Origin of the sequence: Streptomyces sp. Inha503 (assembly GCF_047215865.1) — a bacterium.
Classification (GTDB): Bacteria; Actinomycetota; Actinomycetes; order Streptomycetales; family Streptomycetaceae; genus Streptomyces; species Streptomyces lycopersici.
In genome coordinates this window covers 11,480,393-11,494,366 of sequence record NZ_CP178360.1, presented here as the reverse complement: position 1 = coordinate 11,494,366, position 13,974 = coordinate 11,480,393, and the positions used below count along the sequence as shown (strand labels likewise).

Here is a 13,974-nt window from a genome sequence, read left to right as displayed (position 1 = left end):
GCGCTCGGCGAAGGCGATCCGTCGGTGGCGCTGATCGCGCATGAGCCTCTCCGTCCACCACCGCCAGGCCGTGCGGCCGCACTGGCGAGCGCCACTTCCGGGACGTCGAGTGCGCCCCGGAACACGCCCCGCAGGAAGACACGGCGCTGCGCCGCGACCTGCCCGGCGGGACACTGGGCACCGGCCCCGGGGCCACCGGCCCGTATGCCACCGACCGCTCCGGAAGCCGCCCGGCGGGCCTTCCGCTCGCGGTCGTCCACGCCACGCACACCGCACATGTCCAGACGGCCCTGCGGCACGCCCACGACCTGCGGACACCGGTCGTGCCACGCGGGGATCGCGACCAACGCGGGCGGGCTCCGCTGTGCCAAGTACGGGGTGACCGGCGACGCCGTCGGCCATCGACTGCGGGCTGCGCCCCGTGCTCCGCGGGCGTGGTCGCCGCGTGACCGCGGGGCGGGGGTTCCTCCGCCGTGGCGCGGCCGGGCCCGTGGTGGGCCCGGCCGCGCGGCGGTCAGTCGGCGGCCAGTCGGCTCCGCCAGCTGGGTATCGAGGGCTTCCAGTCGAGCGCCTGCCGTACGCGGTCGTTGGACGCGCCGCGCATGGCGGTCAGCTGGTGGGCGGTGAGCCAGCCCAGCATCCGCTCGGCCAGTGGCGCCGGCACCGTACGGGGCGGGGGCGCTCCGAGCAGCCGGGCGTACTCGGGCAGCCAGACCGCGGCCTCGGCCGGGTCGTCATCGGCCACGTTGAACACACCGCCGGTATCCGCCTCGACGGCACGGACCGCGGCCCGTGCGGCGTCCTCGACATGGAGGAACGAGGTGACGCCGGTGGCGGGCTCGGGCAGTGGCAGCCTGCCGCGCGCCACCGCGCCGCGGATCGCACCGCCGTGGTGGTAGAGGGTGCCAGGACCGTACAGGGTGCCGTAGCGCAACACGATGCCGGAGAGGTTTGCGGCGCCCAGTACCCGGCGCTCCAGTTCGGTGATCGCGCGGGCGGTGAGCGCCCAGCCCGGATCCGGTGCGTCGACGTGGAGCGGCGCGTCCTCGGTGAGCACCGGCCCGCCGCGGGGGGCGGTGGCGAACGCGATGCTCTGGGCCACCATCCGTCGCGCTCCGGCCGCCTCGGCCGCCGCGATCAGATGTGCGGTGCCCTCGGTGCGCAGCCGGGCGGTGTGCTCCAGGCCCTCCGCGGTGGGCCCGCGCAGCGCGGTCAGCTGATGCACCACCACCTCGGGCCGGGCCGAGCACACCGCAGCGCGCACCGCCTCGGCGTCCAGCGCGTTGGCCACCACGACGCCGTCCAGGCCAAGACCGGCCGCCCCGGACGGCTCCCGTACCAGCGCGGTCACATGGTGGCCACGGGCGCCGAGCAGCGGGACCAGGGCCCGGCCGATCACCCCGGTGGCCCCGGCGACAAGGACCCGCGCCGTCATACCGCACCTCCCCGGGCCCGCATCAGCAGGCGGCACGCGGGATCGCCGTCCCGCAGGCACGCGGTGGCGCAGTTGCGGGTGAGTTCGACCCCGAGCCCCTCCGACCAGCCGGCGTGGATGTCGGTGCACGGGCACTCGTAGCCGTCGAGCGAACCGGCCATCCGGACCATGGTCACGGCGAAGTTCTGCCGCATGGTCAGCTCGATGTCGCCGTCCGGGAGCACCGCGGTACCGCCGTCGCGCAGTTCGTTCGGGAACATCCACTCGGAGCAGGCGTCATACCGGCGGCGGAGTTCTTCGAGGTCGGCGGCCGGTTTTCCGCTGAACTGGCGGCGGATCCGCTTGCCCACCTGGACGGCCACATACCGCAGCGCCTCGGCGTTGACCTCATTCGCCACGTCGTGTCCGAACCTCTTGGCCACGCCCTGGTACCAGCGCGCGTCGTGCAGCCACCACTGCCGGTACACGTCCATGGTCCTCGGACGGGGGCCCGTGCCGGGGCTCGCGCCAGGGCCCGTGCCGGGGCTCGTATGGTCGAGCGCGGTCATCGCACCTTCCCGTCCAGCTCGCCGTCGGCCACCCGGGCCCGGAACCGTTCGCGCATCTCCCGCTTGAGCACCTTGCCGGTGGCTCCCTTCACCACCTCGCTCGCGTCCATCCGGAGCGCCCCGGTCAGTTGCGGGAAGCCTTCGGCGGCCAGCACCCGGTTGACGTCGGCCGTCCATCGGGCGTCGCCCCTGTACGCGTCCGCCGCGTCCCCCTCGTCCGCCGTGTCCGGGCGCACCTGAAGCAGGGCGTAGGCGTCGGCGGTCCCGTCGCCGTCCCAGTCCGCGCGTACGCCCTCGGGCGCGACCGCCACCACCGTGCAGTCCTCGAGCTCGGGCAGCTCGCGCAGCAGCAACTCCTCGGTGCGGGTGCTGAACACGATGCCCGCGGGGGTGCGGATCGTGTCCGGTGCGCGGTCCAGGTGGTAGAAGTTTCCTTCCTCGTCCCGATAGGACAGATCGCCGGTGAGCCAGTAGCCACCGAGCCGCAGCCGGTGGAAGGTCAGCGAGTCGTTCCAGTATCCCGGGGTGAGCGTGGGTGAGCGCACACCGAGGCGGCCGATCTCGCCGGGCGGCAGTGGTGTGCCGTCCTCGGAGAGCACCGCCGCCTCGGCGAAGCTCATCGGCTTGCCGACGCAGCGCGAGAACGACGACTTGCCGGGCCGGTGTCCGTTGTGGAAGAGCGAGTAGCCGGTCTCGGAGGAGCCGAGCCCGTCGGTGAAGACGGATCCGGAGACCCGGCGGCGCTTCAGGTCCTGGCCGACCGTCTCATGGCTGCCCTGCGCGATCAGCGCCCTGATGTGGGTCTCGTGCGCCGCGTCCCCGGTGTTGTACCACGCCTCCACGCTGGACAGATCGCGCGCGGAGAGATCCTGGGCCGCCATCTCCCCGTAGGTTCCGGCGAACGCGAACACCGTAGTGGGGCGGAACGACTCCATGGCGTCCAGGACGTCGATCCCGCGCTGGCTGGACAGCATGCGCACGGGCGAGCGCAGCAGGAAGCCGAAGAGCATGACCGAGATGGCGGCGTTGTGCGAGCCGGGCAGCGCGACCAGCAGCCTGCCCATCGCGGAGCCGACCGACAGCTTCAGCCGGTGCAACTGCGCGTACAGCAGGGTTTCGTGGGTGTGCGGTACGGCCTTGGGCATACCGGTGGTGCCCGAGGAGTGGGAGATGATGATCGGGTCGGTGGCGTGGTGGGCGTACGGGTAGGCCGCGGGGAGGGGTGCGCGGTGCTCCGCCCGGATGTCGGCCGCCGTGACGCAGAAGCCGAGGCCCAGTTCGGCCCGGTCGCGGGCCAGGACCGCGTGGTGGGCCTGGTCGGTGATGGCGCCGACCGCGCCCTGGCGCCGTACGTACTCGCGGGCGATCTCCGGGCGGAGGTTGCCGTTGACGAACGAGGGGATCGCGCCGAGGGAGGTGAGGGCGAGGAAGTTGATGGCGAACTCGGTGCTGGACCAGGTCTGGATCGCCACCGGGTCGCGGGGCCCGACGCCCTGGGCGTGGTACCAGCCCGCGTAGATCTCCACGGCCTCGTGCAGCTCGCCCAGGGTCAGTACCTCGGGGTGGCCGCCGTCCGGTGCCTGCCAGGTGGCGTCGGTCCACAGGACCTGATCGTCGAGCGGTCTGCCGTACGCCTTCAGCCGGTGGATCACATTCCCGGCCCCCAGGGCGGCGTCCTCGCTGATCCGCGCGCGTTCCTGCTTGGTGATCATGGTGTGGTCCCTTGGATTCGGGCGGCCAGCTCGACCAGGCCGCGAAGGGTGCCGTACTCCCCCGAGGGGGCGGGCGGGATGTCGGACGGCGTGCGCGGGAGCGGATCGTCCCGGTCCAGCACGATGGCCACCGCCAGGTCCGCGGCGGGTGGGCCGGAAGGAAGCTCGCGGTACGCCGCCGTAGTGCGCTCGGAACCGGCCAGCTCGACCCCGATCAGCACGACGCGGTCCAGCTCCTCGTCCTCCAGCAGCAGTTCCGCGGCGGCCAGCAGCTCATCGGCCGGGTCCGCCACGGTGGACAGGCAGAGCAGCGGCCCGGTGATGGCGAACTCGCGGCTGAGCTGCCCCAGGACCGCGTTGGCGGTGGACTGCATGAACAGCAGCGGATTGTGCACCTGCCCGGCCACCAGCAGACGGCTGCCGAGGTCGAGGGTGGCGGCGTCCCCCATCGTGCTGGCCAGGGCCATGGCGGTCCTGGAGCCGTCGCCCGGCCGGGCGGTCAGGCATCGCTCGACGGCCTGGTACACCATCGGGTTGAAGGCGGACTCCACGAAACCGGCGACCGGCGGCGCGGAGGGGCCGGACATCGCGGCGATCATGCTCGCTCCAGTACCAGCGCGGTGTTGGCGCCGCCGAACGCGGCGTTGACGGTCAGGGCACGCCGGAGCTCGGCCTTGTGGGGGCGGTTGGGCACATAGTCGAGGTCGCAGTGCGGATCGGGTTCGGTGAACCCGGCGGTGGGCGGCAGCACCCCGTCCCGCAGCGCGAGCAGGGTGATCACGAGTTCCACGACTCCGGACGCCTCCAGCAGATGTCCCGTGGTGCTCTTCGTCGAACTCACCGGCGTCCGGGCGGCCGCCGCGCCGAAGAGCGTGCGCAAGCCCCGAGTCTCGGCGGGGTCGTTGTACCGGGTGGCGGTGCCATGCGCGTTCACATAGTCGATCCGCGGGCCGCCCGCACGCCGCAGGGCCCGGCCGGCGGCCATGACCAGCCCGGCGCCCTCCGGGTGGGGCCGGGCGACGTGGTGGGCGTCGCCGGCGGCGCCCCAGCCGGTCAGCGCGCCCAGCGCACGTGCTCCCCGGCGCCGGGCGCTCTCGGCGGATTCGAGCACGACGGCGGCGGCTCCGTCCCCGAGCAGCAGACCGCTGCGGTCGGCGCAGAACGGACGTACCATCCCGTCCCGGGAAAGGGCGAATCCCGAGTCGAACTTGGCCAGGTTCTCCTCCTCCACCAGATACGCCCCGGCACAGACCGCGGTGTCGGCCCGGCCGGATGCGATGAGCCGGCAGGCGTGTGTGATCGCGGTGGCCGAGGCGACGCACGCGCTGGTGAACGCAAGCCGGGGGCCGCGCAGGCCGAGGGTGTCCGCGAGGGTCTCGGCCTGCCACGCGGGCACGGTCTCCACGGCGCCGCCGGGATCCGCGGCGCCGCCGGAGTCCACCGCGCCGGGAGACCGGGGAGAACCGGGTGCGCCCGGTGCGCCAGGTGCGCCGGGCGCGTCCGCCGCGCGCCAGAAGCGGGTCAGGCCGGTGAAGTCGCCCGCGGTCCCCACCAGGACGGCGGCCTCGGCACCCGTCGGCAGCCCGGCCGTGGCGACCGCCGCCCCGGCGACTTCGGCCAGCACCTCCCGCAGCGGGGCGGCCCGGCCGCCGGTGGCGGCCAGGCTCGTCCGGTACGGGCCGGTGTCGAAGCGGGTGATCGGCGCGAAGGCGGGCCGCCCGTCGAACACGCCCTCCCGCACGGCGTCCGCCCCGGTGCCGAAGGCCGTGCGCACCCCGAATCCGGTCAGCAGCACCTCACGGCCCATGGACGCCCACCAGGTAGTCGGTGATCCGGCGTATCGAGGTGAACTCGGCGAGGAACGCGTCGGCCGGCTCGATCTCCAGGCCGTAGCGCAGCTCCAGTTGGTGCAGGAACCACACCAGCCCCAGCGAGTCCAGGGCGAGTTCGGCGTCGTCGTCCAGGCCGGGCGGCAGATCGGCGAAGATCTTGGGGTCGGACAGCAGTTCCCGGACGGCGTCGGTGGTGATCCTCGGCCGGGCTTCGGATTCCGCGGTCATGCCGTGGCGCCCCGCTCCACGACATCGTTGATCAGGTCGCCCAGGTTCATCGCACCGGCCTGCTCGATGTCGCTGTCGGGGAACTTCACGTCGAACCGGCGCTCCAGGCGGAGGAGCAGCTCGATCAGGCCCAGTGAGTCGATGTCGATGCCACCGGTGCCCATGGGGCTGTCATCGCTGATCTCGTCCGCGGCGAGCGGATGGTTCATCTCCTCGCTGATCGTGCTGAGCACGAACTCGCGGATCTCCTTCTGCAAGGCCGTCTGCGTCTCCATGGTGCGCAACCTTTCTGTGCCACAGGGGGTCGATACGGGGTGGTCGGCAAGGGGCGGTCAGCCGGGTCAGCGGTCGGGGGCGCGGGCGAGCAGCGCATCGCGGCGCCTGACCAGCTTGCCGTTGGAGGTGCGGGGCAGATCCGCCAGGACGTGGACGACGCGGGGCACCTTGTAGTCGGCCAGCCGGTCCCGGCACCAGCGCAGCAACTCCCCCGCCGAGGGGCCGTCCGCCGCGACCGAGACATAGGCCTCGGTGGCACCGGCGTGCACGACCACGGCCCCGCTGACGCCGGGGTGGCGGCGCAGTACTGCCTCCACCTCGGTCAGGTCGACCTTGAGGCCGCCGATGACCACCAGGGAGTCGCCACGGCCCAGCAGCCGCACGGCGCCGGAGGGATCGAGCTCGGCCCGGTCATGGGTGCGCAGCCAGCCGTCGGCGAACCGGTCGCCGCCGGAGGCGTGCAGATACGGTGAGCCGTCCGGCAGCCAGACGTCCAGCTCGCCCTCGCGGATCCGCAGGCGCACACCGGGCGCCGCCCGGCCGACCGAGGGCCGCGAGGCGCCGCTCACCTCCATCGCGATGACGCCCGTCTCGGTGGTGCCGTACGACTCGCCGACGCCGGTGCCGAACCGTTCGGCGAACCGCGCGGCGGTCTGTGGCGGCATGATCTCGCCACCGGAGACCGCGGCGCGCAGGGCGGGCAGGTCGGGCAGGTCCCGGGCGGTGCTCAGCAGTTCGTAGTGGAACGGGGTACCGAAGATCACGTGGACGTCGTGGTCCCCGGCGGCGGCGAGGATGTCCTTGGCCGACACCCGTCGCGCGAAGACCGCCGAGACGCCCGCGGTGAGGGAGTGCAGCACCCCGGCGATCAGGCCGAAACTGTGCGCGGTCGAGCTCAGCAGCAGCATCCGCTCGCCCAGGACCGGCATCCCCTCGATCCGGGTGAACCGCTCGATCTCGGCCGACAGGGAGGCCGGGGTCCGTCCGATCACCTTGGGCAGCCCGGTGGAACCCGAGCTGAACTGCACCAGCCGGTGCTCGGTCGTCGCCGGGCGACCGTCCGGGTACCGGGAGGTGACCACCTCGTACCTGGGCTCGAACTTGAGCGGTGAGCGGCCCGCCGTACCCGCGGCGACCAGGAACTGCGGGTGGCACAGCGAGCGCAGGGTGTCCACTTCGGACGGTTTGAGCCGGTGGTCGACCAGCATCACCTGGGCGCCCAGCCGCCACAGCGCGAGCAGCACCTCTATCTGGGTGCAGCTCGGCGGGCTCTGGAGCATCACCGTATGCCCCTCGCCGATGCCGTGCCCGGCGAAGACCGCCGCCTCCATGTCCACGGCGGCCCGGACCTCGCCACGGCTCACCGGGTGGTCGCCGTGGACGAGGTAGGGCAGCTCATCGGGATGGGCGTCGAACAGCGCGTCGAGGAGCTCCCGCATCGGTGCGCTCATCAGTGTTCCTTGCAGAACTCGCCGATGGGGAAGCCCACATGACGCTGGTCCGTGGCCAGATAGCCGAGCAGTTCGTCGCCCCGCCGCAGCTCGGTGACGTTGTGGACCTTGCCGCCGGGCCCGAGCACCCGCACATGCCAGTCGTCCTGGACGGTCAGGCTCACCACGGTGTCGTCGGCGGCCCGCGCGGTGATGGTCAGCAGCGGACGGGACTCCAGCTTGGCCCGGCCGACCGTGACCGGCCGGGTCCGGCCCTCGGAGTTGACGGCCAGGGTCGTGCTGCCCGAGCCCAGCTCGCTCAGGTAGTTGGTCCGGTTCTCCGGGCCGAGCACATAGGAGTGCAGGGCGCCGGCGTTGACCCGGAACGGACGGGTCGGCATGTACGGCAGCGGATGGGTCTCGCTACAGCACAGGATGAAACCGGTCGAGTACGAGCCGACCAGGATGCCCTCGTCCTCGGCGAAGTGGGTGCAGGTGTCCACGCACACCCGGTCGCCGAGCCCGTGGTGCTCGATGCGGTCGACGGTCAGCGTGGTCAGGTCCAGCGGGGAGGTTCCGGCCTCCAGCAGGCGGGCCAGCGCGAACACCTCGCCGGCGTCGGAGGGAGCCAACAGGACTCCGTCCGAGCCGCGTTCGAGCACGTCCAGCACGGTGGCGGCTTCTTCCAGGTCCGCGCAGACGGTGATCAGCTTTCCGGCGGAGCGGTCCGCCGCGGCGAGCACGATCTCCAGGGGGATCTTGGTCGGGTCGGCGAAGCGGACCACGGTGTGGGGCAGCGCGACCGCCGCGGCGCACGCCAGCCGCAGCGACGGTTCGTCGTGCACATCGACCCAGGCCGCGTCGGCGTCGAGGCCGTACAGCTGCTTCTCCTCGGTCACCGCCGCGGTGGTGACGGCGGTAACGGTGGGGGGCAGCGCCTTGAGGACGGATTCGTCATCGCAGAGCACACCCTGCATCCGGGTGTGGATGGCGGCGTCCACGACGGACTCGAGCCGGGCCTGCGGAACGGTGCGGAGGTCGATCCATGCGAACTTCATGCGGCTCCTGTCGCGATCGTCGAGGGGTGGGGGGTCGTTCCGGCTTCGGCGGCGTGCACAACGGCGGCGAGCCGTGCCACCAGCGAGGAGGGTGAGGGCGAGGAGAAGATCCGGCGGCCCACCGCGAGACCGCGGCAGCCCGCGAGCATCAACGAGGTCCCATGGCTGACCAGGTCCGAGCCGTCGGGCGGGCCGCCCGCGGCGAGGATCGGCAGCGGACAGCTGTTCACCACCTCGGCCATCCGCTCCATCGGCAGGGCGATCGAGGTCTTCACGAGGTCGGCGCCGAGATCCGCGGCGATGTTGACGGCATGGGCGAGCAGCGCCGGGTCGTGCGGATCGGCGATCCGCGGTCCCCTCGGGTAGATCATCGCGAGCAGCGGCATGTTCCAGAGGTCGCACGAGGCCGCGACGGTCCCGAGGTCCTTGAGCTGCCGGTGCTCGGTGTCCGAGCCGAGATTCACATGCACGCTCACCGCGTCCGCGCCCAGCCGTACGGCCTCTTCGACGTCGCCGACGAGCACCTTGGCGTCGGTGTCGGCCGCGTGCACGGTTCCCGCGCTCAAGTGAACCACCAGGGCGCAGTGGCGCAGGATGTCCGGTGCGATCGCCCGCGCCCGGCCCTTGTGGACGACGACGGCGTCCGCGCCACCGTCCACCAGTGCCCGGAGCAGCCCGTTCCACCGGGCCTGGGACACCACCGGCCCATCGGACACACTGTGGTCGAGCGGGACGAAAAGATATCTTCCGTCCCCCGCGACCGAGAGCCTCCGCATCCGGAATGATTTACCAATATCGGTCATGTGCCAGGCACACCTCTCCCAAGGGGGCGAACCACGCAGAGGATTGCGGAGACAGAATGGCATGGCTATGCAATAGCGAGCGGATATCGAATCTCCATAACTCTGCGGTTATGCGGCTCTGAGGAATTTCTGAGAATGCTCTGACAGGCTGTCCGACGGCTATTCCGACGGAGCCGAAACCGCGTTTTCCAGGAGGCTGGTTTGACCGCCTTGACCGACCCGGTTCGCATCTCGATCGCCTGTCACGGCGGACGTGGTCACACCGCCAGGCTGGGTGAGGCCGTACGAGCCGGCGCCAGCCGGGTTCCGCACACCGAGGTCACCTCTGTCCAGGTCGACCGGATCACCGATCAGGAATGGCATCGGCTCGACGACGCCGACGCGATCATCTTCGGGGCCCCGACCTATATGGGCACGGCCTCATCGGCCTTCCACACCTTCGCGGAGGCCAGCGCCAGGCGCTGGCTCACCCGCCGCTGGCAGGACAAACTGGCCGCGGGTTTCACCAACTCCGGCTCGATGGCCGGGGACAAGGCCGGCACCCTGGGCTATTTCGCCACCTTCGCCGCACAGCACGGCATGCTCTGGGTCAGTCTCGGGCTGGCTCCCGGCTGGAACTCCTCCTCCGGCAGCGAGTTCGACCCGAACCGGCTCGGTTTCTACCAGGGCGCCGCCGCGCAGTCCCCCGTGGACGACAGAACGGGGACGGTGCACAAGTCCGACCTCGCCACCGCGGAACATCTCGGGCACCGGGTCGCGGAGCTCACCCGGACCGTCGTCGCGGGCAGACGAGCGCTGGAGTCGTGAGCGACCGGCCCGCCGTGTCGGACGCGGCCGGGGACGAGGGCCGCGCCGTGGCGGCCCCCGCCCGGCAGTGGTGGACCGTGGCCGTGGCGGTCCTGGCGCAGACGCTGGTCCTGCTGGACAACACGGTCCTCAACGTGGCGATGGAAACCCTCGCCGATCCGGTCCACGGGCTCGGCGCGAGCGCGGCGGACCTGGCGTGGGCCAACGCCTCGTACTCGCTGGTCTTCGCCGCGGGCAGCTTCGCCGGTGGCGCGCTCGCCGACCGCTACGGACCGCGCCGCACCCTGGTCGCCGGGCTGGTGCTGCTGGCCTGTGCCTCCTCGCTCGCCGCGTTCTCGGACGGGGCCACGGAGCTGATCGTCACCCGCGGTTTCATGGGCGCGGGCGGGGCGCTGATCACACCGGCGACGCTGGCGATTGTCACCCGCGGTACCGCGCCGGCCGACCGGACCCGGGCGATCGCGGTCTGGGCCTCCGCGGGCGGCGCCGCCGTCGCGCTCGGACCGGTGGTGGGCGGTGCGCTGCTGACCCGGTTCTGGTGGGGCTCGGTGTTCCTGGTCAACCTTCCGGTGGTCGCGGTGTGCCTGGCCGGCGCGGCTCTCCTGGTTCCCGAGCTCCGCTACGCCGAGCGCCGGGTGCTCGACCCACTGGGCCTGGCGCTGTCCGTACTGGGGCTGGGCCTTGTGGTGTACGGCGTCATCCAGGGCGGCCGCCCGTCCGGCTGGGCGAGCCCGGCCGCACTGCTGCCCATGGCGCTCGGCCTCGTCCTGCTGGCGGCGTTCGTGGTGTCGCAGAGCCGCCGGGCGGTTCCGGGCTTCGATGTGCGCCTGTTCACCGAGGCGCGCTTCGCGGGCGGCAGCGTGACCCTGCTGCTGCTCTTCTTCGGCCTCGCGGGGCAGCTCTTCTACTGTGCCTTCTATCTGCAAGGGGTGCACGGACTGTCGACGCTGGCCGCCGGGGCCGTGATGTCGGCCGCCGCGGGCGGCATCGTCCTCGGCAACCAGGTCTCCCCCGCGCTGTCCCGGCTGCTGACCGTCCGCTGGTGCGCGGTCGCCGGGATACTCCTGTCGAGCGCCACCTTCGGCGGCTATCTGCTCTTCGACGCGGAGACCCCGGTGGCCTGGATCGCCGGGACGCTGTTCGCGCAGGGCGTCGGGATCGGGCTGGTGGTCGCGCCGATGACGGCGGAGATGATGGCCGCCCTGCCACCGCGGTTCACCGGCGCCGGCGCGGCGATCAACGCCGCGGCCCGGCCGGTGGGCAGCACGCTCGGGGTCGCGGTGCTCGGCTCGGTCCTCGCCACCACCTACCGCGGGGCTGTCCGCCCCGCGCTCACCGATCTGCCTCCCGGGCCACGGAGCCGGGCCCTGGACTCCGCGGAGGCCACCCGGGCGGTGGCGAGGTCGCTGAACCGGCCCGAGCTCCTCGCCGCGGCGGACCGGGCCTATCTGCACGCCATGTACGTCACCGCCGCGTGGACGGCGCTGCTGTCCCTGGCCGGTGCCGTCCTCGTCATCGGATATTTCCGGCCGCGACCATCAACGACGGAGGCAGGAAGTGGATATGGGGCTGCGCCATCTTCGAATCGTGCTCACCGTGGCTGAATCGGGCAGCATCAGCCATGCGGCCGCCACCTTGAAGATCGCCCAATCCGGACTGTCCACACAGCTCAGACGCATCGAGCAGGAATTCGGCGGGCCGCTGTTCCGCCGCCGCCCGAACGGCGTGGTGCCGACCGAGCTCGGCGTCCACGTACTGGGGAGGGCCAGGCAGTTGCTCGACGAGTTCGGCGATCTGCTCTCCACGGCGCGGGCACTGGCCCAGCCGGCCGAACCGCCGCGGGCCGTCGGACTGGGCGGAGTGGACAACCCCTGGGTGCCGCTGATCGCCGCGCTCGTCCGGGAGCGGCTGCCGCACCATGAACAGCTGACCTATCTGGAGCCCTCGTCCCAGGCCGTACTGGAGCTGCTGCGCACCGAGAAGATCGCGCTCGCGGTCATCAGCGAGTTCCCGGACGTCGTGCCGCCCGCGGTCCGCGAGTTCGCCGTCCGCGACCTCGACACCGAGCCGGTGCTGATCGGGCTGTCCCCCGGCCACCGGCTGGCCCACCGGCAGCTGATCACCCTCGAGGAGTTGGCCGAGGACACCTGGGTCGCGCCCGGCGACCGCTCCGACGGTCTCGGCCTGAGTCTGCGGATCGCCTGCGAGCGTGCGGGGTTCACCCCCCGATTCCGCTACTTCGGCGCCGACCAGACGACCGCGGCGGCCATCGTGAGCGCGGGGAACGCGATCGGGGCCTTCTTCGCACCGGGCGACCACTGCCCGGGGGTCTCGTTGAAACGGCTGGCGAACGGCCGGCTGTGGCGCCGGACACGGCTGGTGTGGGACGCCGAGTCGCCGCTTGCCGGGCTCGCCGAGGACCTCGACGGCGGTGCGCTCGACTGGCGCCGGCCGTACGCCTCGTGAGCCCGGCCGCGGACCCGGCTGCCGGCCCGGCTGCGGACCGGGCCGGGGAATATGACACAGGCTGTCAGCCCCTGGGGACGTCGGGCCGTCTGCCTCCGACGGAGAGACACGACGCGATCGTCCGCTCCCGCGGAACCGTCTCCCCCACCCGCGCCGCCGGCAGCTCCACGGTGAACAGCGCACCGTGTCCCGGCCGCCCCTCGGCGGTGATCCGTCCCCCATGGCTTTCGACCACCTCGCGGGCCAGCGCCAGTCCGAGCCCGAACCGTCTGCCGCGGCCCGCGGAACCCCTGGCGAACCGCTCGAAGAGGCGCGCGGCCTCCTCCGGCGCGAACCCCACTCCGGTGTCGCGCACGGACAGCGACACGATGCCGGGAAGCTGGGTGTCCACGGACACCGTCACCTCTCCGCCGGGCGGGGTGTGCCCCATCGCGTTGTCGACCAGCGCGGCGATCACCCGGCGCAGGGCGGGAGCGGTGCCCACCACCACATGCCGTCCCGGCCCCGGCCGCAGCCGCACGGCCAGCCCCATCTCCTGGGCCCGGGCGTCCTCGGCGGAGACCGCCTCCTCGGCGAGCGCGGTCAGGTCGACCGGATCGCGGGACCCTGGGGACTGGGACAGCCGCGCGGACAGCAGCAGGTCGTCGATGACGTCACCGAGCTGCCGGGTGCCGGTCACCAGGCGCTGGAGGTCGGTGGCCAGCTGCTCGGGGGCCTCCGAGCCGGAGCGCCGGGCCAGCAACTGGGCGCGGGTGTGCAACTGGGTCAGCGGGGTGCGCAGCTCATGGCTGGCGTCCGCGACGAACCGCCGCTGCCGGTCCAGCGCCTCGGAGAGCGGCTCCATCGACCGTCGCGCGAGCATCCCGCTGGCGGCCGCGACGAGCAGCAGACCGACCGCCTCGGCCGCCGCGAAGGCGATCAGCAGATGGTTGCGGTCGGCGCGCTGGAACCGTTCCCCGTACGCCGCCTGGACGAGCTCCGAACCACGCCGGGTGGTGCGCACCGTGTACTGCTCACCGCCCCGCTCCACCCGCTCCAGCACCGCGGGAGCACCCGCGCGGACCGCGGCCAGGCTGGATCTCACGGGCAGTCCGGCGGGGGTGCCGGGGGTGCTGCTGACCACTCCGTCCCGCTCCACGGTCATCCACACACAGACCGGCGGGCTCTCGACGGTGTTGTGGTCGATGCCCCACTGGGTTTCCCGCTCCGCGTCGGCGCGCTGGGCGAACAGCACGACGGTGTAGACGATGCCCCCGACGATCAGCATGATCACCGACATCACCAGCGAGATCCGCCAGGTGATCGTCCACTGGGCGGCGGCGAGCCTGCGCTGCTCGGGGCTCCGCGCCGGGCGGCGCGGGAAACGGATCGGCATCGCG

At 72.5% G+C, this 13,974-nt stretch carries 14 protein-coding genes; 3 read left to right on the top strand and 11 right to left on the bottom strand.

The genetic code is table 11. The features are described 5' to 3' along the window. Window positions 1-514: 514 nt before the first annotated feature. From ACJX2R_RS47320 to ACJX2R_RS47275, 10 genes are all read right to left on the bottom strand, one after another. Window positions 515-1,435: an NAD-dependent epimerase/dehydratase family protein gene (locus ACJX2R_RS47320; RefSeq protein ID WP_413105181.1), complete on the bottom strand. Its 921-nt coding sequence runs from the start codon at window positions 1,433-1,435 to the stop codon at window positions 515-517. After that, entirely contained in the window at window positions 1,432-1,983 is a 552-nt protein-coding gene (locus ACJX2R_RS47315) for a hypothetical protein (RefSeq protein WP_413105180.1), read from the bottom strand. The genes ACJX2R_RS47320 and ACJX2R_RS47315 overlap by 4 nt, the downstream gene beginning before the upstream one ends. Further along, complete coding sequence (locus tag ACJX2R_RS47310) at window positions 1,980-3,695, bottom strand: class I adenylate-forming enzyme family protein (protein WP_413105179.1); 1,716 nt, start codon at window positions 3,693-3,695, stop codon at window positions 1,980-1,982. The genes ACJX2R_RS47315 and ACJX2R_RS47310 overlap by 4 nt, the downstream gene beginning before the upstream one ends. Beyond that, complete coding sequence (locus tag ACJX2R_RS47305; protein ID WP_413105178.1) at window positions 3,692-4,294, bottom strand: hypothetical protein; 603 nt, start codon at window positions 4,292-4,294, stop codon at window positions 3,692-3,694. The genes ACJX2R_RS47310 and ACJX2R_RS47305 overlap by 4 nt, the downstream gene beginning before the upstream one ends. Beyond that, window positions 4,291-5,502 carry a beta-ketoacyl-[acyl-carrier-protein] synthase family protein gene (locus ACJX2R_RS47300; protein ID WP_413105177.1) on the bottom strand — a complete coding sequence of 404 codons (1,212 nt, stop codon included), beginning with the start codon at window positions 5,500-5,502 and terminating at the stop codon, window positions 4,291-4,293. The genes ACJX2R_RS47305 and ACJX2R_RS47300 overlap by 4 nt, the downstream gene beginning before the upstream one ends. Then, window positions 5,492-5,755 carry a phosphopantetheine-binding protein gene (locus ACJX2R_RS47295; RefSeq protein WP_191063597.1) on the bottom strand — a complete coding sequence of 88 codons (264 nt, stop codon included), beginning with the start codon at window positions 5,753-5,755 and terminating at the stop codon, window positions 5,492-5,494. Before ACJX2R_RS47295 ends, ACJX2R_RS47300 begins: the two co-directional genes overlap by 11 nt. Then, a complete protein-coding gene (locus tag ACJX2R_RS47290; RefSeq protein WP_198276827.1) occupies window positions 5,752-6,030 on the bottom strand; it encodes a phosphopantetheine-binding protein in 279 nt (92 codons plus the stop codon). The genes ACJX2R_RS47295 and ACJX2R_RS47290 overlap by 4 nt, the downstream gene beginning before the upstream one ends. A 66-nt stretch (window positions 6,031-6,096) precedes the next feature. Next, window positions 6,097-7,482, bottom strand: coding sequence for a class I adenylate-forming enzyme family protein (locus tag ACJX2R_RS47285; protein WP_413105176.1), 1,386 nt, complete (start codon window positions 7,480-7,482; stop codon window positions 6,097-6,099). After that, the gene (locus ACJX2R_RS47280) at window positions 7,482-8,519 is read right to left on the bottom strand and encodes a 3-dehydroquinate synthase II (protein ID WP_262697774.1); all 1,038 of its coding nucleotides are present in this window, start codon (window positions 8,517-8,519) and stop codon (window positions 7,482-7,484) included. Before ACJX2R_RS47280 ends, ACJX2R_RS47285 begins: the two co-directional genes overlap by 1 nt. Beyond that, window positions 8,516-9,322 carry a 2-amino-3,7-dideoxy-D-threo-hept-6-ulosonate synthase gene (locus tag ACJX2R_RS47275; protein ID WP_164422713.1) on the bottom strand — a complete coding sequence of 269 codons (807 nt, stop codon included), beginning with the start codon at window positions 9,320-9,322 and terminating at the stop codon, window positions 8,516-8,518. Before ACJX2R_RS47275 ends, ACJX2R_RS47280 begins: the two co-directional genes overlap by 4 nt. A gap of 210 nt (window positions 9,323-9,532) precedes the next feature. On the opposite strand from ACJX2R_RS47275, the gene ACJX2R_RS47270 reads away from it, so the two are divergent. From ACJX2R_RS47270 to ACJX2R_RS47260, 3 genes are read left to right on the top strand one after another with little or no spacing between them, the layout of a single operon-like run. Then, the gene (locus ACJX2R_RS47270) at window positions 9,533-10,129 is read left to right on the top strand and encodes a flavodoxin family protein (RefSeq protein WP_413106130.1); all 597 of its coding nucleotides are present in this window, start codon (window positions 9,533-9,535) and stop codon (window positions 10,127-10,129) included. After that, on the top strand, window positions 10,126-11,733 hold the full coding sequence (locus tag ACJX2R_RS47265) for an MFS transporter (RefSeq protein ID WP_413105175.1): 1,608 nt from the start codon (window positions 10,126-10,128) through the stop codon (window positions 11,731-11,733). Before ACJX2R_RS47270 ends, ACJX2R_RS47265 begins: the two co-directional genes overlap by 4 nt. Continuing rightward, a complete protein-coding gene (locus tag ACJX2R_RS47260) occupies window positions 11,717-12,595 on the top strand; it encodes a LysR family transcriptional regulator (protein ID WP_044567048.1) in 879 nt (292 codons plus the stop codon). The genes ACJX2R_RS47265 and ACJX2R_RS47260 overlap by 17 nt, the downstream gene beginning before the upstream one ends. A gap of 64 nt (window positions 12,596-12,659) precedes the next feature. Here the strand turns inward: ACJX2R_RS47260 and ACJX2R_RS47255 are convergent, their stop codons facing one another. Beyond that, window positions 12,660-13,970, bottom strand: a complete 1,311-nt coding sequence (locus ACJX2R_RS47255; protein ID WP_413105174.1) for a sensor histidine kinase — start codon at window positions 13,968-13,970, stop codon at window positions 12,660-12,662. Between the last annotated feature and the right edge of the window lie 4 nt (window positions 13,971-13,974).

What these genes read in the sequence shown, in the direction of transcription:
- ACJX2R_RS47320 (WP_413105181.1), bottom strand. Translation starts at nt 1,435, where the DNA reads ATGACGGCGCGGGTCCTTGTCGCCGGGGCCACCGGGGTGATCGGCCGG.
- ACJX2R_RS47315 (WP_413105180.1), bottom strand. Translation starts at nt 1,983, where the DNA reads ATGACCGCGCTCGACCATACGAGCCCCGGCACGGGCCCTGGCGCGAGC.
- ACJX2R_RS47310 (WP_413105179.1), bottom strand. Translation starts at nt 3,695, where the DNA reads ATGATCACCAAGCAGGAACGCGCGCGGATCAGCGAGGACGCCGCCCTG.
- ACJX2R_RS47305 (WP_413105178.1), bottom strand. Translation starts at nt 4,294, where the DNA reads ATGATCGCCGCGATGTCCGGCCCCTCCGCGCCGCCGGTCGCCGGTTTC.
- ACJX2R_RS47300 (WP_413105177.1), bottom strand. Translation starts at nt 5,502, where the DNA reads ATGGGCCGTGAGGTGCTGCTGACCGGATTCGGGGTGCGCACGGCCTTC.
- ACJX2R_RS47295 (WP_191063597.1), bottom strand. Translation starts at nt 5,755, where the DNA reads ATGACCGCGGAATCCGAAGCCCGGCCGAGGATCACCACCGACGCCGTC.
- ACJX2R_RS47290 (WP_198276827.1), bottom strand. Translation starts at nt 6,030, where the DNA reads ATGGAGACGCAGACGGCCTTGCAGAAGGAGATCCGCGAGTTCGTGCTC.
- ACJX2R_RS47285 (WP_413105176.1), bottom strand. Translation starts at nt 7,482, where the DNA reads ATGAGCGCACCGATGCGGGAGCTCCTCGACGCGCTGTTCGACGCCCAT.
- ACJX2R_RS47280 (WP_262697774.1), bottom strand. Translation starts at nt 8,519, where the DNA reads ATGAAGTTCGCATGGATCGACCTCCGCACCGTTCCGCAGGCCCGGCTC.
- ACJX2R_RS47275 (WP_164422713.1), bottom strand. Translation starts at nt 9,322, where the DNA reads ATGACCGATATTGGTAAATCATTCCGGATGCGGAGGCTCTCGGTCGCG.
- ACJX2R_RS47255 (WP_413105174.1), bottom strand. Translation starts at nt 13,970, where the DNA reads ATGCCGATCCGTTTCCCGCGCCGCCCGGCGCGGAGCCCCGAGCAGCGC.